The sequence below is a fragment of the Amycolatopsis sp. FBCC-B4732 genome (assembly GCF_023008405.1).
Taxonomy (GTDB): Bacteria; Actinomycetota; Actinomycetes; order Mycobacteriales; family Pseudonocardiaceae; genus Amycolatopsis; species Amycolatopsis pretoriensis_A.
This window is the reverse complement of record NZ_CP095376.1, coordinates 1,307,762-1,326,132: the sequence shown is the minus strand read 5'-3', so window position 1 is coordinate 1,326,132 and position 18,371 is coordinate 1,307,762. Positions and strand designations below refer to the sequence as shown.

The following is an 18,371-nucleotide window of genomic DNA, read 5'->3' as shown; positions in this document are numbered from 1 at the left end:
CGTGCCCCGAATCCCGCTCCCGCGCACCCGCGGAGCCCGCCTCACCGCGCTCGCCGCCGTCGTCGTGGTCCTGGCCGCCGGCGCGGTCTTCTGGATCACGCGGCCCGCGGCACCCGCGCCGGTGCCCACGCAGGACGCGCTGATCGACCTGCCCGCCGCCCCCGGCTCGGCGGAGCAGGTCAAGATCGACACGACCACCTACCTCCCCGCCACCGTGCCCGCGCCCGCGGTGCTGCTGGCGCACGGCTTCGGCGGGGACAAGAACAGCGTCGCCGACGACGCCCGCGAACTCGCGCGGAAGGGCTTCGTCGTGATGACGTGGTCCGCGCGCGGGTTCGGCAAGAGCACCGGCAAGATCGGGCTCAACGACCCGGACGGCGAAGTCGCCGACGCGAGCCACCTGATCGACCGGCTCGTCGCGCAGCACCAGGTGACGACCGATCCGAACGGCGACCCGAAGGTCGCGGTCACCGGTGCCTCCTACGGCGGCGCGCTCTCGCTGCTGCTGGCCGGCACGGACAAGCGCGTCGACGCGATCGCCCCGGTGATCACCTACAACGACCTAGCGCAGGGCCTGGTCCCGAACGCGGCCACGCCGGGGCCGGCGGCTTCGGGCACCCCGGCGGCCGGTGCGTTCGCCACCGACGGCGTGTTCAAGAAGAGCTGGGCCGGGATCTTCTTCTCGGCGGGCTCGGGCGCCGCGTCGAGCGGGTCGCCGTCGGCCGAAGCGCCGGAAGCCGGGCAGGAGACCGACACGAGCACCGCCGGCGCCGCCGGAGCCGCGGCCGCCGTCCCCGCGGCGCCCCCGGGTGCGGGCGGCGGCCCCCGCGGCGGCCCGGCCGACCCGTGCGGCCGCTTCACCGCCGCCGTCTGCCGCGCCTACACCGAGCTCGGCACCACCGGGCAGGCGAGCCAGGCGAGCGTCGACCTGCTGCGCCGCGTGTCCCCCGCGTCCGTGACGGACAAGATCACCGTGCCGACGCTGCTGGTGCAGGGCGAAAGCGACACGCTGTTCGGCCTCGACCAGTCCGACGCCAGCGCCCGGCAGATCACCGCGGCGGGCGGCAAGGTCAAGACGGTCTGGTACACCGGCGGCCACGACGGCGGCAAGCCCGGCCCGCAGCTGCGCGCCAAGATCGGCGACTTCCTGTGGACCGCGGTCAACGGCGGCGACCCGGGCACCGGCTTCAGCTACGACGTCCAGGGCACGTTGCGCGCCAACGGGACGCCGTCGGTCCGCACGGTCAACGCCGGCACCTACCCCGGCCTGACCGGCCCCGCGACCGAGCGGCGGCTGCTGGCGATGTCCGGTCCCGCCCAGGCGGTGGTGCGCCCGGCCGGCGCGAACCCGGCGGCGGTGAGCGGCATCCCCGGCCTCAACGGCGTCGCGAGCAGCTCCGCCCGGCTCGGCGCGCTCTTCAGCAACGACCCGCCGGGCCAGGCCGCGCAGTTCACCACGGCCCCGGTCGACAGCCAGGTCGTCGTCAGCGGCTCGTCCACCGTGCGGCTGCGGGTCGCCGCGGACCCGGCCCACCCGCAGCCGGACGCGGTGCTGTTCGCGAAGCTCTACGACGTCGGGCAGGACGGTTCGCGGGTGCTGCCCGCCAACGCGATCGCCCCGTTCCGGGTGAGCGGGCTGCCCGCCGACGGCACGCCGGTCGACGTCACCGTGACGCTGCCGGGCGTCGTCCGCCCGATCGAAGGCGGCCACTCGCTGCGGCTCGTCGTCGGCACGACGGACCAGGCGTTCGCGGCCCCGGCCTCGCCCGCGGTGTTCCGGATCGCGCTGGCGAGCGGCACCGCGCTGGCCGTGCCGGTGGTGCCCGGGACGTCGGTCGGCTCGCCGGCCCCGGTCGGGCAGCTGGCCGGCATCGGCGTGACACTGGCGATCGGCCTGGCCGCGGTGCTCTTCGCGGCGCTGCGCCGGCGCCGGGCCACCGACGTCGACCCCGAGCTGGCCACGACACCGCTGGTCATCGAAGGGCTGCGCAAGCAGTACCCGGGCGGGTTCGTCGCGGTGAAGGACCTCTCCTTCCGCGTCGAACCGGGCCAGGTGCTCGGCCTGCTCGGGCCGAACGGCGCGGGCAAGACGACCACGCTGCGGATGCTGATGGGCCTGATCACGCCGACCGAAGGCAGCATCCGCGTCTTCGGCCACAAGATCACCGGCGGCGCGCCGGTGCTCTCGCGGATCGGCTCGTTCGTCGAGGGCTCCGGCTTCCTGCCGCACCTGTCCGGCCGGGAGAACCTGGCGCTGTACTGGGCGTCGACCGGGCGGCCTGCCGACAAGGCGCACTTCGCGGAGGCGCTGGAGATCGCCGGGCTCGGCTCGGCCGTCGACCGCCGGGTGCGGACCTACAGCCAGGGCATGCGGCAGCGGCTCGCGATCGCGCAGGCCATGCTCGGCCTGCCGGAGCTGATGGTGCTCGACGAACCGACCAACGGGCTCGACCCGCCCCAGATCCACCAGATGCGCGAGGTGCTGAAGCGGTACGCCGCGACCGGCCGCACGGTGGTGGTGTCCAGCCACCTGCTGGCCGAGGTCGAGCAGACCTGCACGCACGTCGTGGTCATGCACCGCGGTTCGCTGGTGGCCTCGGGCGAGGTCGGCGAGCTGGCCGCGGCCGGTGGCGAGGCGACGTTCCGGGTCGACGACCCGGCGGCCGCCGCGGCCGCGCTCAAGGCGCTCAGCGGCGTCACCGACGTCGACGTCGAGGGCGAGCTGGTGCACGCGAACCTCGGCGTGCTGCCGCGGGCCGAAGGCGTCGCCGCGCTGGTGCGCGCCGGCGTCGCGGTGGAGCAGGCCGGGCCCCGGCGCCGGCTGGAAGACGCGTTCCTGCAACTGGTCGGAGAAGAGTCGTGAGTGATTCCGGGGTGCACACCGACCCGCACGCGCTGGACGAGCTGAGCGACGTCGCTTCGGCCGAACACGCCGGCGTCGGGCCGGACGGCGCCGTCGAGGGCTACAGCGCCCGGCGGACGCTGCGGCTCGGCGTCGAGCTGCGGCGCCAGCTCAAGCGGCGGCGCACGCAGTTCCTGCTCGGGTTCGTCGCGATCCTGCCGTTCATCCTGGTCCTCGCGTTCGAGGCCGGGCAGTCGAACCCGAACCGGCGCAGCGGCGGGTTCGTCGACCTGGCCACCGCGTCCGCGCCGAACTTCGTCGTGCTGGCGCTGTTCGTGTCGGGGACGTTCCTGCTGCCGATGATCGTGGCGCTGTTCTTCGGCGACACGATCGCGAGCGAGGCGTCGTGGTCGAGCCTGAAGTACCTGCTGTCGGTGCCGGTGCCGCGGCGGCGCGTGCTGCGGCAGAAGGCGATCGTGTCCGGGCTGCTTTCGGCGTCCGCGCTGGTGCTGCTGCCCTTGGTAGCACTGGGCGTCGGCGTGCTCTGGTACGGCGCGGGCGACGCGATCAGCCCCACCGGCGACGCGGTTTCGTTCGGCGACAGCCTGCTGGCCATCGCACTGTCCACTGTGTACATCATCCTGCAGCTGGCCTGGGTGGCCGGCCTGGCGCTCGCGCTGAGCGTGTCGACGGACGCCCCACTGGGCGCGGTCGGCGGCGCGGTGCTGGTGGCGATCCTGTCGCAGATCCTGGACCAGATCACGGCGCTGGAGGGCCTGCGCAACTACCTGCCGACGCACTACGCGTTCTCGTGGATGGACCTGATCTCCACCGACGTCGACTGGACGAACCTGGCGAGCGGCCTGCTTTCGGCGGTCATCTACGGAACGGTGTTCTTCCTCTACGCCGGACGGCGGTTCGCCCGGAAGGACATCACGAGCTGAAGCCGGTACGGTCGGGCGCGTGCCGATCAAGCTGGAGAGCCACCACGACATCGCCGTGCTGCGGATCGACCACGGCGGCGGCAACACCCTCGACACGGACTCGTGCCGCGACCTCGTGCTGCGGCTGGAGGAGGTCGAACAAGCCCGCGCGGTCGTGCTCACCGGCACCGGGCGCGTCTTTTCCGCGGGCGTCGACCTCAAGCGCATCGACGACGGCGGCGCGTCGTACGTGGCGCAGTTCCTGCCGCTGCTGTCGGACGCGCTGCTGGCGGTGTTCGGCTGCCCGCGTCCGGTCGTGGCCGCGCTCAACGGGCACGCCGTCGCCGGCGGTGCGGTGCTCGCCGCCGCGTGCGACCACCGCGTGCTCGGCTCCGGCACGGTCGGCGTGACCGAGCTGCTGGTCGGGGTGCCGTTCCCGCTGGCCGCGCTGGAAATCCTGCGCTGCGCCTACGGCACGGCGCCGTTGCCCTCGCTCGCCTACTCGGGCGAAACCCGCGGCGGCGAGGACGCGCTGGCCGCCGGCCTGGTCGACGAGCTGGCGCCGCCGGACGAGGTGCTCGAGCGGGCGCTGGCCGTCGCGAGCCGGCTCGGTGAGCTGCCGGCCGGGGCGTTCGCGCACACCAAGGCCCAGATCCGGCAGCCCTTCCACGAGCGCATCGCCGAGTACCGCCACTCCGACGACCCCGAGGTCGAACGGCTGTGGCAGTCGCCGGCCGCGCTCGCCGCCGTCAAGTCCTATGTGGACCGGGTGCTGCGTTAGGCGCGTACGCCGGTTTCGGCCAGGGCCTTGATGCCTTCGACGGTCTTCTGCATGTTGGCCTGCAACTCGCCCAGCCGCATGGCGACGATCTCTTCCTCGTGCTCGGGCATCGAGCCGATGATGGTCGTCAGGTTGGACGGGCCGGGGCCGATCTGGGCCCACTGACGCAGGAGCGTGCCGCCGCCGTCCGGGACGAGCTCGAACTTCCACGACGCGGCGGGGTTGGTCACGTCCATGACGGCCCACGCGAACAGCCGCCCCGGCTCGTAACCGGTCACCGTCGAGACCGTCTCCCACTCCCCGGCGACCGGGTGGGAGTTGCGGCCGCGGAACCGCGCGCCGAGGCCGGGCTCGAAGCCGTCGACCCAGCCACCGCCCTGGAACTCGGTGGAGAAGCGGGCCGGCAGGTCGACGTCCAGCAGCCAGGACCAGACCTCGTCCGGCGACGCTTCGATGCGGACTTCGACCTGTGTCGTAGGGCAGTCGGAAACCTTCATGGCGGACCCCTCGCTCGATGCCGGTGCCTACGGCTTCGGACGGTAACGTGGCGCCGATCACGCCGACAACTCGCACGGTGCCCGCGGCTGCGCACGGCCGAGGACGCCGACCCGGCGTCGGCCGCACCCGCCGAAAGTCGGGTCCTGACCGAATCTGCGCCCGGACAGCCGATTGCCGACCTCCACCGGTTCTGTGAGGGTCCCACGGAGGGTCTTTCGGGGGTCCGGGTAGCGGAGCCCCGGCTGTCTCGGAGGGTCCGGCGTGCCAGGAGGGTGCTCGATGCGCAGACTGTTCACCGCCGCGGCGGTCCTGCTGGCGACGGCGGGCCTGGCCCCGGCGGCCGCGGCCGCCCCCGACATCAAGGCCGAGCTGCAGAAGATCCCCGGCCTGACGATCACTTCGGAGGACCCGGCCCCGGCCGGCTTCCGGTTCTTCAAGCTGACGTACACGCAGCCCGCCGACCACCGCCACCCGGGCGCGGGCACGTTCCAGCAGCGGTTCACCCTGCTGCACCGCGACTTCGCCGCCCCGACGGTCGCCTTCACGAGCGGCTACAACGTCAGCGGCTCCGCCAACCGGTCCGAGCCGACGCAGATCGTCGACGGCAACCAGCTGTCGATGGAGTACCGCTACTTCACGCCTTCGCGGCCGGAGCCGGAGAACTGGGCGAAGCAGCTGACGGTCTGGCAGGCCGCCGCCGACGAGCACCGCGCGGTCCAGGCGTTCAAGGCGATCTACCCGGGCAAGTGGCTGGCGACCGGCGGCAGCAAAGGCGGCATGACCGCGACGTACTTCCGGCGCTTCTTCCCCGACGACGTCGACGGCACGGTCCCCTACGTCGCACCCAACGACGTCATCGACCCGATCGACGTCTACAACCGGTTCCTCTCGCGCGCCGGCAACGACCCGGGCTGCCGCGACGCGTTGAAGGCGATCCAGCGCGACGCGCTGAAGCGACGTGACGAGCTGGGGGCGATCGCCGCGGCGGACGCGGCGCAGCGCGGGTTGACGTTCTCGATCGTCGGCTCGGCCGACAAGTCCCTCGAGATCTCGGTGATCGACTCGTACTTCGCCTTCTGGCAGTACCAGACCCAGGCGGACTGCGCGACGATCCCGGCGGCCGGCGCCCCCGCGGCGGACGTCTACGCCTGGTACGAGAAGGTGGAAAGCCTCAACACGTACTCCGACCAGGACCTGGCGCCCTACATCCCGTACTACTACCAGGCCGCGGTCCAGCTCGGCTCCCCCGAGGCGTACGACAGCTACCTGCGCGACCTGCTCCGCTACCCGGGCGCCGACCAGCCGAAGACGTTCGTCCCGGCGTCGATCCGCCTGCCGCGCTTCGACTACCTGGCCATGCCGGACATCGACTTCTGGGTGAAGACCCACGGCTCGCGCCTGCTGTTCGTGTACGGCTCGAACGACCCGTGGGGCGCGGAGCCGTTCGAGCTGGGCCGGGGCAGCCGGGACTCGTACCGCTACTACGTCCAGGGCGGCAACCACGGCTCGAAGATCGCCCAGCTGCCCCCGGCCGAGGCGGCGCAGGCGACGGCGACGATCCGCCGCTGGGCGGGCCTGCCGCCGACGTCGGCGTTGACGGCACGCAGCGCCCCGGCGGGCTTCCCGACGTTCGACGCGGACCTCACCCTGACGGAGCGGCCACCGCTGTGACATTCGCCGGGCCGGGCGTAGTCTCACGGCACCTGACGGCCCGGCCCGAGGAGGCGGCATGCCTCGTCCCGTCCACTTCGAAATCCACGCGGGTGACCCCGAGCGCGCGGTGGCGTTCTACACCAGCGTGTTCGGCTGGAAGTTCGAGCGCTGGGGCGACGCCCCGTACTGGGTGATCTCGACCGGCGAGGGCAACGGCATCGACGGCGGGCTCCTCCCGCGTCAAGGTCCCGCACCCGAGGCGTCCGCGCCGGTTCACGGGTTCGTGAACACCATCGCCGTGACCGACCTCGATGCCGTGCTCGGGGACGTCAACGACGCCGGCGGGTCGCTGGCCCTGCCGAAGAACCCGGTTCCCGGGGTCGGGTGGCTGGCCTACTGCAAGGACACCGAGGGCAACGTCTTCGGCCTGCTGCAGCCGGACGAGAACGCCCCGGCGCCCTAAGGGCGTTTCGCCTTCGGCAACCGCGCGACGACGGAGTCGTAGGACGTGTCGATCAGCTCCTCGAGCTCGGCGTCCGGCACCCCGGCGCCGAGTTCGACGCGGTTCCAGCCGTAGCGGCCGAGGTAGTCCATCACGGTCACCGCGCCCGGGTGGCGGGCGCGGATCTCGGCCGCTTCTTCCTGGGTGGCACCGCATTTCACGGCGACGCTGCCGGGTTCGTCCTGCCCGATGAACGCGAAGCCCTTGCCGCCGACCTTGGCGACGAGCACGTGATCGCCGAAGGGGTAGGACTCCTGCGCGCCGGCCTTGGCGAGGCAGTACGCGACGACGGCTTCGATGTTCACGGTTCCCGCCTCACCCGTTCGAGGCCGGTCTGCGAGAACCGCACGAACGCCGACCGGGCCGAGCGCCGGTGGGCGACCTCCGCCGCCCGCCGCTCCGCCTCCTTGATGTTCATCGCCAGGTGCCCCCTCAGGCCGACGCGGCTACTTGATGCCCGCCGCGTCCATGCCCCTCAGCTCCTTCTTCAGGTCGGAGATCTCGTCGCGCAACCGGGCCGCCAGTTCGAACTGGAGGTCGCGGGCCGCCTGCATCATCTGGTCCGTCATCTGCTGGATCAGGTCGGCGAGCTGGGCGCGCGGCATGGCCGAAACGTTCTTGTCGACCAGCATCCCCGAGCTGCGCACCCGGTCGCCCTGCTCCGGCTTCTTGCCGCGCGAGGAGTTGCGGCCCGAGCCGCCCACCGAGACCTGTTCGCTGTCTTCGGCCTCGCTGTACACGCGGTCGAGGATGTCCGCGATCTTCTTCCGCAGCGGTTGCGGGTCGACGCCCCGCTCCTCGTTGTAGGCGACCTGCTTCGCCCGGCGGCGGTCGGTCTCCTCGATCGCGTGCTGCATCGAGTCGGTGATCTTGTCCGCGTACATGTGGACTTCACCCGAGACGTTTCGCGCCGCACGGCCGATCGTCTGGATCAGCGACGTCCCGCTCCGGAGGAAGCCTTCCTTGTCCGCGTCGAGGATCGCCACCAGCGACACCTCGGGCAGGTCGAGACCCTCGCGCAGCAGGTTGATGCCGACCAGCACGTCGAAGTCGCCCGCCCGCAGCTGCCGCAGCAGCTCGACGCGGCGCAGCGTGTCGACCTCCGAGTGCAGGTAGCGCACCCGGATGCCCAGCTCCAGCAGGTAGTCGGTGAGGTCCTCGGACATCTTCTTCGTCAGCGTGGTGACCAGGACGCGCTCGTCCTTCTCCGCCCGCTCGCGGATCTCGTGCACCAGGTCGTCGATCTGGCCCTCGGTCGGCTTCACGACCACCTTCGGGTCGACCAGGCCGGTCGGCCGGATCACCTGCTCGACGAACTCGCCGCCCGCCTGCCCCATCTCGTACGGCCCCGGCGTCGCCGACAGGTACACCGTCTGCCCGATCCGGTCGGAGAACTCCTCCCAGGTCAGCGGCCGGTTGTCGACCGCGCTCGGCAGGCGGAAGCCGTACTCGACCAGGTTCCGCTTCCGGGACATGTCGCCTTCGTACATGCCGCCGATCTGCGGGACCGTCTGGTGCGACTCGTCGATCACCAGCAGGAAGTCGTCCGGGAAGTAGTCGATCAGCGTCGCCGGCGCGGTGCCGGCCCCGCGGCCGTCGATGTGGCGCGAGTAGTTCTCGATGCCGGAGCAGAAGCCGACCTGGCGCATCATCTCGATGTCGTAGGTCGTGCGCATCCGCAGCCGCTGCGCTTCCAGCAGCTTGCCCTGGCGTTCCAGGTCCGCGAGGCGCTCCTCGAGCTCCTTCTCGATGCCCGCGATCGCCTTCTCCATCCGCTCCGGCCCGGCGACGTAGTGCGTGGCCGGGAAGATGCGGACCTCGTCGACCTCCTTGACGATGTCGCCGGTCAGCGGGTGCAGGTAGTAGAGCTTCTCGACCTCGTCGCCGAAGAACTCGACGCGGATCGCCAGCTCTTCGTAGGCCGGGATGATCTCGACCGTGTCGCCCCGGGCGCGGAACGTGCCGCGCGCGAACGCGATGTCGTTGCGCGTGTACTGGACGTCGACCAGCGCCCGGAGGAAGACGTCCCGGTCCAGCTGCATGCCGATCGCGAGCTTCGACGACCGGTCGAGGTACGACTGCGGCGTGCCGAGGCCGTAGATGCAGGAGACACTCGCGACCACGATGACGTCCCGCCGCGACAGCAGGTTCATCGTCGCCGAGTGCCGCAGCCGCTCGACGTCGTCGTTGATCGAGGAGTCTTTTTCGATGTAGGTGTCCGTCTGCGCGATGTACGCCTCGGGCTGGTAGTAGTCGTAGTAGCTGACGAAGTATTCGACCGCGTTGTTCGGGAACAGTTCGCGCAGCTCGTTCGCCAGCTGGGCGGCGAGGGTCTTGTTCGGCGCCATGACCAGCGTCGGCCGCTGGACGCGCTCGATCAGCCACGCCGTCGTCGCCGACTTGCCGGTGCCGGTGGCACCCAGGAGCACGACGTCCTTCTCGCCGGCGTTGACCCGCCGTTCGAGCTCGTCGATGGCCGCCGGCTGGTCACCGGCGGGCTGGTAGTCACTGATCACCTCGAACCGGCCGCCGGTCCGCGGGATCTCCGAGACGGGCCGGAAGTCGGACTGGGCGAGCACGGGGTGTTCGGTTGCGAAAGCCACGTCGACCAGAGTACGACGCACCACCGACAATTTCCGTCGGCCCTGGTCAGGAGGGTCGGAACACCGTCACGGAGGTGACTTCGCCGCCCGTGACGGCGCTGTGCGGGATCGCGCCGGGTCGTCGCCGAAGCAGGAGACGAGGACGCGGTCGGGCCCGACCGGTGCGCGAGGACCACCTCTCGAAGGGAGCGCGGCGGCGGGATCGACAGGCCGTGCCCTTCGAAGAGGCGGTTCAGCTGGTCAGCGGCGGAAACGGCGCGCGGACCCGGCGGTCCGGACGACGACTTCGCACACCTCCGCCGGCCCCGTACGCAGGTGCACGCTCAGCGGCGGCCCGGAGGCCAGTTCGCCGAAAGCTCTCAGCTGCAGTCGCAGCAAGAGCAACAGTCGCAACACCCGTCACAACCGCCACAGTCGCACCCGCCGCTCGTGTGCGGTTTTCCGCTCCACGGGCCGGGGAAGGGATCGCGGCAGCAGAATTGGCAGGTGCAGCACATGTAGGGCGTGAGGGCGCAGCCGACGAAGAAGTTGCGCTTCTTCGGGGGGACGGCGAACTTCGGGTACCAGAGGCCGCCGCCCTTGCCGTTGAGGGATTCGGGGTTGCCGGGGCCGTCCGGTCCGCCGGGCCCGCCCGGTCCACCAGGACCACCCGGTCCCCCAGGGCCTCCGGGTCCACCCGGGCCTCCAGGGCCTCCGGGTCCACCCGGGCCTCCAGGCCCACCGGGACCTCCTGGGCCGCGGCCACCGGGACCGCCAGGCCCACCCGGACCACCACCGCCAGGGCCTCCTGGACCACCCGGCCCGCGGCCACCGGGAGCACCCGGTGGAGGCACCGGCCCCGGCGGCGGAAACCCTTGCGGCCGCGGAGAACCGCCCCACCCCGGCGGAGCCTGGTGCGGAGCGGGACCGGCCGGCGGCTGCTGGTACGGATGCTGCTGCGGAGTGGGCCCCGGCCCGATCCACCCGGGCGGCGGCTGCTGCCCGGCCGAATCCGGCTCCCAAGCGACCGGCCACCCCTCGGCCGAGCCCAGCTCCCAAGCGACCGGCCGCCCCTCGGCCGAACCCGGCTCCCGAGCGACCTGCGCCCCTTCAGCCGAACCAGGCCCCCAGGCGCCCCGCCACCCCTCGGCCGAGCCCGGCTCCCCGGCAAGCAGCCACCCGTCGGCCGAGCCCGCCCCGGACCCGAGCCGCTCCGGCGTCCCGGCATGACCGCTGCCGTGCCCATGTCCGGCACCATGACCGAAAGCCCGCCGGACCGCCTGCCTCAGCTCATGGACCAGCAAAGCGTGCACTAGCCCCGGCTCGGCGAACTCCACCTCCCGCAGCGCCAGTTCGACACCCACCACCGCGTCATCGCACAACCGCCGCGCCTCAGCCACCCCGGTTCCCGTTGCCAGCAACGGGTTCCACGCCCCCACCGCCGCATCGGTCGCGTGGTCCTCCACCGCGTCCAGCAGGTGCGCCACTCGCCCGAACAACCGCCCCGCCTCCGCCAGCGGGGCCGCGTTGCCCGGACGGCCGGCCAGTTCAGCCGTCCTGGCGAACGCCGCCGACGTCGCCAGCTCGGCCGGCTCCGTCGCGAGAAGGGGCGAATCGCCGGCCCCGAGAGACCGTTCGATCGAACCCTGACGCTCGACCGCCTCCGTCAGCACCGAAGTGTCGAAGCCGACCCGGCCACCCGTCCGTCCACCCTGGTCCGCCCAGCGAGCCGCGACCCGGCGGGCCGCGAACGCCACCGGACGCCTGCCGAACGCACCGTCGCGGTCCTCGACGTGGTCGCCGATCTTCGCCGCCGCCAAGACCAGGGACACCGCCGCCGCGAGCTGGGCGCCTTCGCCGCGGGCCACTGAAGCCGTCCGCATGCCGCGCAGGGGGCACGGGCCCGCTTCCCGGCGGCGGTCCGCCTGCGGGGTCTGGGCCTCGACGAGCGCCGAGATGATCAGCCCGTCGTAGTTGGTGACGACCCGGGCCAACTGGCCGTGTTCGTCACGCAGCGTGAGACACAGACCGCACAGGTGCGCCATCCAGTCCGCGTGCAGGCCGGCGGACAGCCGGTGGCGGCACGGCCTGATGATCCCGAACATCCTCAGTTCCCCCTCGATTCCGGACGGTCGGCGCACCTTAGCCCGAACGTGTGGCACGCGGGGCGGGAGTGCGCGATTCGTGACCGGCCCGGCAGGATGACCGCATGGCCGCACTGCACCCCCCGAAGGTCGAGGTCTTCGACCCCGCCGCGCGCGAGAACATCGACCCGAAGGGCATCCGCCGGGAGGTCGACGAGTACCGCGAGGAGCCGTTCGGCCTGTACCTCGCGCGCCCGGCGCCGGGCCGCGCGCAGTTCCACTACCTCGAGTCGTGGCTGGTGCCCGGGCTCGGCCTCCGCTTCACCGACTTCTGGTTCTCCCCCGGCCACGAACGCGACCAGGACTTCTACCTCGACGTCGTCCGCGTCCGCCGCGACGGCCCGCGCTGGGTCGCCACCGACCTCTACGTCGACATCGTGCTGAAGGACAAGCTGTCGCTGCGGGTGATCGATTCCGACGAGCTCCTCGAGGCCCACGCGGCCGGCCTGGTCACCGCCGAAGACGCCGAGTACGCCCTGACGACGACCTACGCGGCGGTGGAAGGACTCGCCGCGCACGGCTACGACCTCTCGGCCTGGCTGTCCACAAAGGACGTCTCGCTGACCTGGCGACGGCATCCGTAGCCCGCCTCCTCCGAAGTGATGACGCGATCCCGACCGTTGTGATGACGCGCCGGTCCGCCCCGCCGCGCGACCCTTGATCCATCGGCACCGGGCCGGAAGGGGGCAGCGACGTGGTGGTCATCGGCGAGGAGCGGGCGTCCGGCTGTGAGCCGCGTCCCTGGCGGCGGCGCCTGCGCGGTGATGCGCGGCCGGCGCACGTAGGGTGCGGGAGACCGGGCGCCCGCGAGGAACAGGAGCACGATGGACGCCGTAGCCACGGCCCCCGACCAGGCGAAAGCCGAGCTCGCGCCGTTCGCCCGGCTCCCGGTGCTCCTGCTCGCGGCGGGGACGGCGACGGCCCTGCTGCTCACCGCCGGCCGCTACGGCTACTTCGGGGACGAGCTGTACTTCCTCGCCGCCGCGAAGCACCTGGCCTGGGGCTACGCCGACCAGCCGCCGCTCGTGCCCGCCCTGGCCTGGGTGATGAACACACTGGCGCCGGGTTCACTGGTGGTGTTCCGCATCCCGGCGATCCTGGCGACCGCCGCCGGGGTCGTCGTCACCGCGCTGACCGCGCGCGAGCTCGGCGGGCAGCGCAAGGCGCAGGCCCGCGCCGCGGCGGCGTACGCGATCTGCGGCCAGTTCGTCGGCAGCGGGGCACTACCTGGCGACGTCGACGATCGACCCGCTGCTGTGGACGCTCGTGCTGTGGCTGCTGGTCCGCTGGGTCCGCACCCGGAACGACGCGCTGCTCGTCCGGCTCGGCGTGGTCACGGCGGTGGCGCTCAACGGCAAGCTGCTCATCGGCGCGTTCTGGCTGGTGGCGGGGCTGGCGGTGCTCGTGTTCGGGCCGCGCGAGCTGCTGCGCCGCCCGAAGCTCTGGCTGGGGGCGCTGATCGCCGCCGTCTCGCTGGTGCCGACCCTGCTGTGGCAGCGCGCGAACGGCTGGCCGCAGCTCGGCATGGGCGACGCGGTCGGCGCGGAGGTCGACGCCGCGGGCGGCCGCGAGACCTTCCTCCCGAACCTGCTGGCCGGCGCCGGCTGGGTGATCGGCGCGCTGGGCGTGCTCTACGGCGTCATCGTGCTGGTCGGGAGCCGGGAGCTGCGGCCCTACCGGTTCCTGGGCTGGACGGCGCTGGGCGTCGTCGCGGTGTTCCTGGTCGCGAACGGGCGGTACTACTACGCGGCCGGGACGTTCGGCGTGCTGTGGGCGGCCGCCGCCGTCCACCTCGAGGCACGGCCGCCGTCGCGGTGGTGGCGGTGGGTGCCGACCTGGCCGGTGTTCGTGCTGTCCGCCCTGTTCAGCCTGCCGTTCACGCTGCCGCTGTGGCCGGCGCACTGGCTCGTCGACCACCCGGGCGCGCCGCGGCCCGCGTACGCCGCCGAGGAGATCGGCTGGCCGGACCTGGCCCACGACGTCGCCGCGCTGTACCGGACAGCGCCGCCGGGCACGGCCGTCGTCACCGGTGGCTACTGGCAGGCGGGCGCGCTCGGGCGGTACGGGCCCGAGCAGGGCCTGCCCGAGGCGTACAGCCCGAGCCGGGGCTTCTGGTACTTCGGCCGTCCGGACGACAACGCGGGCAACGTGCTCTTCGTCGGCTACGACCCGTCGAAGATCGCGAAGCACTTCGGCGACGCGCGGATCGTCGGGCAGGCCGGCAACCGCCTCGGCGTGCGCAACGCGAGCGAGCACATGCCGGTCTGGCTGCTCACCGGCCGGACCGCGAGCTGGGCCGAGATCTGGCCGCAGCTCAAGGACATGCGCGCTTAGGGCGTCCAGCCGGTGGTCGCCGCCCACTTCTCGGCGCGGGCGAACACGCCGTTGACCCACTCCTGCTTCTCGTCGGCGTAGGCCTCGACCGTGCCGTCCGAGGCATGCGCCGCGGCCAGGCGGAGCTTCACGTCGCGGTAGTCGTCGCGCTCGTCCGGGTTCGCGCGCAGGAAGTCGCGGAAGAGCAGCGCGAGCCGCCACGCGGGGGTCTCGGTGGACCGGACGTGCAGGTTCACCGGCCGCTTCGGGTCCGCGCCGACGTGCAGGCGCTTGGGCCACGTCCCGGTGCCGTCCTGGGCGTCGTCGCACCAGTCGCCGGTCAGCCGGGGAAACCCGGCGTCGGAGAGCAGCTCCAGGAGCGTGTCCGCGTCGTCGAGGGTGGCCACGTTCAGCTGCAGGTCGAGGATGTCCTTGGCGGGCAGGCCGGGGACGGCGGTCGAGCCGATGTGGTCGGCGCGGCGGGCGAGTTCCCCCGCCGCGGCGCGGACGCGGGCGAGCACGCGCTCGGCCTGCGCCGGCCAGGTCAGGTCGTACTCGGCGATCTTGGGCGACATCGGCGGCCGCGGGCGGCGCAGGCGCACGTTGGCCTCGAACGGCACCAGCCGGTCCGCCCACAGCGCGTCGACCTCGGCGAGCACGGCGTCTTCGGCGCCACCGTTGTCGAGCCAGACGTCGGCGACGGCGCGGCGCTGCTCGGTGCTCGCCTGCGCGCGGATCCGCGCCCGGGCGTCGTCCTCGGGCATCCCGCGTGCCGAGACGAGCCGCCGCACCCGCACCTCGACCGGCGCGTCGACCACGACGACCAGGTGGTACGCCGTCGCGAGACCGTTTTCGACGAGCAGCGGGATGTCGTGGACGATGATCGAGTCCGGCCGCGCGGCCGCCATCAGTTCGCCGGTGCGCGCGCCGACGAGGGGGTGCACGATCGCGTTCAGCCGCCGCCGCGACTCGTCGTCGGCAAACGCCTTCGCGGCCAGCACGGGCCGGTCGAGCGACCCGTCGGCGGCGAGGATTTCGGTCCCGAACTCCTCGACCAGCCGCGCCAGCCCCCCGGTCCCGGGCTCGACGACCTCGCGAGCGATCCGGTCCGAGTCCACGAGAACGGCCCCGTGCTCGGCGAGCCGGTTCGCCACGGTCGACTTGCCGGCCCCGATCCCACCCGTCAACCCCACACGCAACATGCCGATCACCCTAGCCAAGCCCGGCCTGCTCAAGCAGGGTGCCCGGCCGAGCGGCGGAGCCCGTCCGGACGGACGGACGATCCGCAAGCCGATCGTGACGCGTGACTCAACCGATATCCGGACACGCCGTGTTGCTTACCCACCCCGCCCGGCACCGGTGCGTACCGTCCGCGCGACAAGGGGCGCCCACGCGGAGGAACGATGGCGAACAGCAAGCACGTCGGGAAGCACCGGCTCGGCACGCCGGGGCTGGTGCACTGCGTTCGCCACCACCCGGTCGCCGACGCCCTGGCCGACTACCGGCGCACCTGGCTGAGCGCCCTGATGATCCCGGCCAAGCACAGCTTCGCCGGCCTCCGCCGCAAGGCCCGCGCCGCCGCCCTCGAGCGCATCTGGGTCCCCGCCGTCGTGCCACGCGCGGCTACGGCGACCGTCCGCGCCGCCTGACCTCGCGAGCACCCGCCGACGAAACCGTCCGCGCCGCCCGACCCGCGCGCAGCCGATGGCCGCGCCGCCCGACCCACGCGCACCCATCCGCACCACGGACCCACGCACGGCCGCCGCGACCACCCCCGCCGCACGCGGCCGCCATGACCGCCCGATCGGCACGCGTCCGCTCGCATCGCCCGGATCCGGCATGCCGCCACCACAGCGGCCTGCGCCGCCTGATCCACGCGGCCACCGGCGAATTGTCCGTGCTGCCCGAACCCCCGTGCAGCCGCCGACCTCGCCGGCCGGCCCGCACGCAACCACCGCAACCACCCGCGCCGCTCCCCGCCCACGCACGACCACCGGCGAAACCGTCCCCGCCGCCCGACCCCACGTGCAGCCGCCGACCTCGCCGGCCGGCCCGCGCGCAGCCACCGCGACCACCGGCGCCGCTCCCCGCCCGCGCACGGCCACCGGCGAAACCGTCCCCGCCGACCCCACGTCCAGCCACCGACCTCGCCGGCCAACCCGCGCGCAGCCACCGCAACCACCCGCGCCGCTCCCCGCCCACGCACGACCACCGGCGAAACCGTCCGCGTGCCTGGACGTGCGCGGTCAGTGGGCGGTTTCCTGCGTCTCGATCACGATCTCCGACGACAGCGTGCGGTGCACCGGGCACTTGTCCGCGATCACCATCAGCTTCGCGCGCTGCTCGTCGTCGAGCTCACCCTCCAGCTCGATCTCGCGCGTGATCCGGCTGAGCAACCCGATCTCCGTCTCGCAGTCTTCGCAATCGCGGGCGTGGATGCGGTCGTGGCGGAGGCGGATCGTCGCTCGGGTCAGGGGGATGCCCTTGCGGTCGGCGTACATCCGCAGCGTGATCGCCGTGCACGAACCCAGGGACGCCAGCAGCAGCTCGTACGGGTTCGGGCCCGCGTCGGCGCCGCCGGCCGCGATCGGTTCGTCGGCCAGCAGGGTGTGGGTGGCCGTGGTGATCTGCTGTGTGTACGTGCCGTCGCCGGTTGCGGTGACGACTACCGTGCCGGGGTCGGGCATCGGGTCAGTCCTCCCAGGGTGATTCTTCGATCGTGGTCACGAAGTCCTGCCGGACGAAGCCTGGCACGAAGCGGGCGAGAACATCGGCTTTGACGTTGCCGAAGGTCGTGTCGGGCCGGTCGCGGATGCCTTCGGTGAACGCCACGAGGATGCGCCGCTTGAAGTCCGGGCGTGGGTGCGCCGCCACGATGGCGGCCCGGTCCGCGGCGGGCAGGTCGTGGTAGCCGATGCCGAGGACGTCGTACTCGACGCCCGCCGTCACCAGGGCGATCTCGGGTTCCATGTGCTCCGGGATGCCCGGGGTGGTGTGCAGGGCGATGGCCGTCCACGCGATCCGCGCGCGGTCGGGGTCGGCGCCGTGGGTGAGCAGGAAGCGGCGGGCCTCGTCGGCGCCGTCGAGCTCGAAGCGGCGGTCGGTGCGGTGGCCGTCGACGAGGCCGAGGTCGTGGAACAGCGCGGCGACGTAGAGCAGCTCGTCGTCGAACTCGAGGCCGCGCCGTCGGCCTTGCAGGGCGCCGAAGAGGTAGACGCGGGCCGAGTGGTCGTACAGCAGCGGGCCGGCGGTGTCGCGGACGTACTCGGCTGCTTCGCGGGCGAGGGCGGTGTCAGGGACTTCAAGGGTCATGACACCGACGATGCCTGCCCGCGCGGTGCTCGGACCTGCGTCCAGCGGACGGGAATACCGCAATTCCGGACATCGGACGCATTCCCAAGACGCGCCGGATATCGTATCTTCTGCTGCGGGTGGGCCGCCCGGACGCCGTCCGCGCCGGGCTGCCGTGAAGGGGGTGCGCCGATGGCCACCAGGCACTTGCCGATGCGCCCGGCCGACCAGGGCAGCCGAGAGCGCTTTCTCGACGCGGCGCTCTCGGTGCTGGTGAACCGGGGTGTTCCGAGCCTGACCGTGCGCGGGGTCGCCGAGGCCGCCGGCGCGTCGACGATCTCCGTGTACGCCCGCTTCGGCGGCCGCTCGGGTCTGCTCGACGCCCTGTACGAGCGCACTTTCGACTCGCTGCGGGAGATGCTCGAAACTCTGCCGCCGTCGAGCTCGGACGGTCTGGCGGACCTGCTGCACCTGGCGCTCGAGTACCGGCACTTCGCCCGAGAGAGCCCGGCCCGCTACGCGCTGATGTTCGAGCGCCCGGTCCCCGGCTTCGACCCGGACCCGGCGCTGCGCTCGGCCGTGCTGCGGACGACGTTCCGGATGTTCATCGAGCGCGTCCAGCGGGTCTCCCCGCCGGGAACGGACGCCCAGGCCGCCGCGTACCAGCTGTGGACCGCGATGCACGGGCTCGTGGGCTCGGAACTGATGCTGGCTTCGCGGACCCCGCTGACGGACTGGTTCATCCCGCCGACCGAAGAGGCCAACGAAGCGGTGTACCGCCAGGGCGTCTCCGCGATGATGCGCGGCCTCGGCCTGCGCTGAACCGCTGCGCCGCTGAAACC

General features: G+C 72.6%; 15 protein-coding genes and 2 pseudogenes. 9 read left to right on the top strand and 8 right to left on the bottom strand.

Features of this window, described 5'->3' with window-relative positions:
• Position 1: 1 nt before the first annotated feature.
• The 3 genes from MUY14_RS05330 to MUY14_RS05320 are packed head-to-tail and all read left to right on the top strand — an operon-like array spanning position 2 to position 4,546.
• Positions 2 to 2,863 carry an alpha/beta fold hydrolase gene (locus MUY14_RS05330; RefSeq protein ID WP_247021389.1) on the top strand — a complete coding sequence of 954 codons (2,862 nt, stop codon included), beginning with the start codon at positions 2 to 4 and terminating at the stop codon, positions 2,861 to 2,863.
• Positions 2,860 to 3,786: an ABC transporter permease gene (locus MUY14_RS05325; protein ID WP_247021387.1), complete on the top strand. Its 927-nt coding sequence runs from the start codon at positions 2,860 to 2,862 to the stop codon at positions 3,784 to 3,786. The genes MUY14_RS05330 and MUY14_RS05325 overlap by 4 nt, the downstream gene beginning before the upstream one ends.
• A gap of 19 nt (positions 3,787 to 3,805) precedes the next feature.
• Positions 3,806 to 4,546, top strand: a complete 741-nt coding sequence (locus tag MUY14_RS05320) for an enoyl-CoA hydratase/isomerase family protein (RefSeq protein ID WP_247021385.1) — start codon at positions 3,806 to 3,808, stop codon at positions 4,544 to 4,546.
• Here the strand turns inward: MUY14_RS05320 and MUY14_RS05315 are convergent.
• Positions 4,543 to 5,043, bottom strand: coding sequence for an SRPBCC family protein (locus MUY14_RS05315; protein WP_247021383.1), 501 nt, complete (start codon positions 5,041 to 5,043; stop codon positions 4,543 to 4,545). The genes MUY14_RS05320 and MUY14_RS05315 overlap by 4 nt on opposite strands.
• A 280-nt stretch (positions 5,044 to 5,323) precedes the next feature.
• On the opposite strand from MUY14_RS05315, the gene MUY14_RS05310 reads away from it, so the two are divergent.
• Both MUY14_RS05310 and MUY14_RS05305 read left to right on the top strand, forming a co-directional pair.
• Positions 5,324 to 6,715 carry a S28 family serine protease gene (locus MUY14_RS05310; RefSeq protein WP_247021381.1) on the top strand — a complete coding sequence of 464 codons (1,392 nt, stop codon included), beginning with the start codon at positions 5,324 to 5,326 and terminating at the stop codon, positions 6,713 to 6,715.
• A gap of 58 nt (positions 6,716 to 6,773) precedes the next feature.
• On the top strand, positions 6,774 to 7,160 hold the full coding sequence (locus MUY14_RS05305) for a VOC family protein (RefSeq protein ID WP_247021379.1): 387 nt from the start codon (positions 6,774 to 6,776) through the stop codon (positions 7,158 to 7,160).
• Here MUY14_RS05305 and MUY14_RS05300 read toward each other — a convergent pair.
• From MUY14_RS05300 to MUY14_RS47085, 3 genes and pseudogenes are all read right to left on the bottom strand, one after another.
• The gene (locus tag MUY14_RS05300; RefSeq protein WP_247021376.1) at positions 7,157 to 7,504 is read right to left on the bottom strand and encodes an MmcQ/YjbR family DNA-binding protein; all 348 of its coding nucleotides are present in this window, start codon (positions 7,502 to 7,504) and stop codon (positions 7,157 to 7,159) included. The genes MUY14_RS05305 and MUY14_RS05300 overlap by 4 nt on opposite strands.
• A 141-nt stretch (positions 7,505 to 7,645) precedes the next feature.
• On the bottom strand, positions 7,646 to 9,802 hold the full coding sequence (gene uvrB, locus MUY14_RS05295; protein WP_281506259.1) for an excinuclease ABC subunit UvrB: 2,157 nt from the start codon (positions 9,800 to 9,802) through the stop codon (positions 7,646 to 7,648).
• 1,211 nt (positions 9,803 to 11,013) lie between these two features.
• A pseudogene (locus tag MUY14_RS47085) lies at positions 11,014 to 11,886 on the bottom strand (DUF5685 family protein); the annotation flags it as partial.
• Between the two features lie 104 nt (positions 11,887 to 11,990).
• Between MUY14_RS47085 and MUY14_RS05285 the strand changes: the two are divergent.
• On the top strand, positions 11,991 to 12,509 hold the full coding sequence (locus MUY14_RS05285) for a DUF402 domain-containing protein (protein WP_247021373.1): 519 nt from the start codon (positions 11,991 to 11,993) through the stop codon (positions 12,507 to 12,509).
• A gap of 419 nt (positions 12,510 to 12,928) precedes the next feature.
• Here the strand turns inward: MUY14_RS05285 and MUY14_RS46770 are convergent, their stop codons facing one another.
• Positions 12,929 to 13,051: a hypothetical protein gene (locus MUY14_RS46770; RefSeq protein WP_281506344.1), complete on the bottom strand. Its 123-nt coding sequence runs from the start codon at positions 13,049 to 13,051 to the stop codon at positions 12,929 to 12,931.
• Between MUY14_RS46770 and MUY14_RS05280 the strand changes: the two are divergent.
• Positions 12,999 to 14,259 (top strand): annotated as a pseudogene (locus MUY14_RS05280) (glycosyltransferase family 39 protein). The gene MUY14_RS46770 and the pseudogene MUY14_RS05280 sit on opposite strands and share 53 nt — an antisense overlap.
• On the opposite strand, the gene coaE reads toward MUY14_RS05280, so the two are convergent.
• Complete coding sequence (gene coaE, locus MUY14_RS05275; RefSeq protein WP_247021371.1) at positions 14,256 to 15,440, bottom strand: dephospho-CoA kinase; 1,185 nt, start codon at positions 15,438 to 15,440, stop codon at positions 14,256 to 14,258. The pseudogene MUY14_RS05280 and the gene coaE sit on opposite strands and share 4 nt — an antisense overlap.
• A gap of 201 nt (positions 15,441 to 15,641) precedes the next feature.
• Here coaE and MUY14_RS05270 point away from each other — a divergent pair, with 201 nt between their 5' ends.
• Positions 15,642 to 15,887, top strand: a complete 246-nt coding sequence (locus MUY14_RS05270; RefSeq protein WP_247021369.1) for a hypothetical protein — start codon at positions 15,642 to 15,644, stop codon at positions 15,885 to 15,887.
• Between the two features lie 597 nt (positions 15,888 to 16,484).
• Here the strand turns inward: MUY14_RS05270 and MUY14_RS05265 are convergent.
• Both MUY14_RS05265 and MUY14_RS05260 read right to left on the bottom strand, forming a co-directional pair.
• The gene (locus tag MUY14_RS05265; protein ID WP_247021367.1) at positions 16,485 to 16,925 is read right to left on the bottom strand and encodes an OsmC family protein; all 441 of its coding nucleotides are present in this window, start codon (positions 16,923 to 16,925) and stop codon (positions 16,485 to 16,487) included.
• A 4-nt stretch (positions 16,926 to 16,929) separates the two neighbouring features.
• On the bottom strand, positions 16,930 to 17,550 hold the full coding sequence (locus MUY14_RS05260; RefSeq protein ID WP_247021365.1) for an HD domain-containing protein: 621 nt from the start codon (positions 17,548 to 17,550) through the stop codon (positions 16,930 to 16,932).
• Positions 17,551 to 17,721: 171 nt separating this feature from the next.
• Here MUY14_RS05260 and MUY14_RS05255 point away from each other — a divergent pair, with 171 nt between their 5' ends.
• Complete coding sequence (locus MUY14_RS05255) at positions 17,722 to 18,351, top strand: TetR/AcrR family transcriptional regulator (RefSeq protein ID WP_247021362.1); 630 nt, start codon at positions 17,722 to 17,724, stop codon at positions 18,349 to 18,351.
• Positions 18,352 to 18,371 lie beyond the last annotated feature (20 nt).

Coding starts and splice junctions, on each gene's coding strand:
- MUY14_RS05310 (WP_247021381.1), top strand. CDS start 5,324: ATGCGCAGACTGTTCACCGCCGCGGCGGTCCTGCTGGCGACGGCGGGC.
- MUY14_RS05305 (WP_247021379.1), top strand. CDS start 6,774: ATGCCTCGTCCCGTCCACTTCGAAATCCACGCGGGTGACCCCGAGCGC.
- MUY14_RS05285 (WP_247021373.1), top strand. CDS start 11,991: ATGGCCGCACTGCACCCCCCGAAGGTCGAGGTCTTCGACCCCGCCGCG.
- MUY14_RS05265 (WP_247021367.1), bottom strand. CDS start 16,925: ATGCCCGACCCCGGCACGGTAGTCGTCACCGCAACCGGCGACGGCACG.
- MUY14_RS05270 (WP_247021369.1), top strand. CDS start 15,642: ATGGCGAACAGCAAGCACGTCGGGAAGCACCGGCTCGGCACGCCGGGG.
- MUY14_RS05315 (WP_247021383.1), bottom strand. CDS start 5,043: ATGAAGGTTTCCGACTGCCCTACGACACAGGTCGAAGTCCGCATCGAA.
- coaE (WP_247021371.1), bottom strand. CDS start 15,440: ATGTTGCGTGTGGGGTTGACGGGTGGGATCGGGGCCGGCAAGTCGACC.
- MUY14_RS05255 (WP_247021362.1), top strand. CDS start 17,722: ATGGCCACCAGGCACTTGCCGATGCGCCCGGCCGACCAGGGCAGCCGA.
- MUY14_RS05260 (WP_247021365.1), bottom strand. CDS start 17,550: ATGACCCTTGAAGTCCCTGACACCGCCCTCGCCCGCGAAGCAGCCGAG.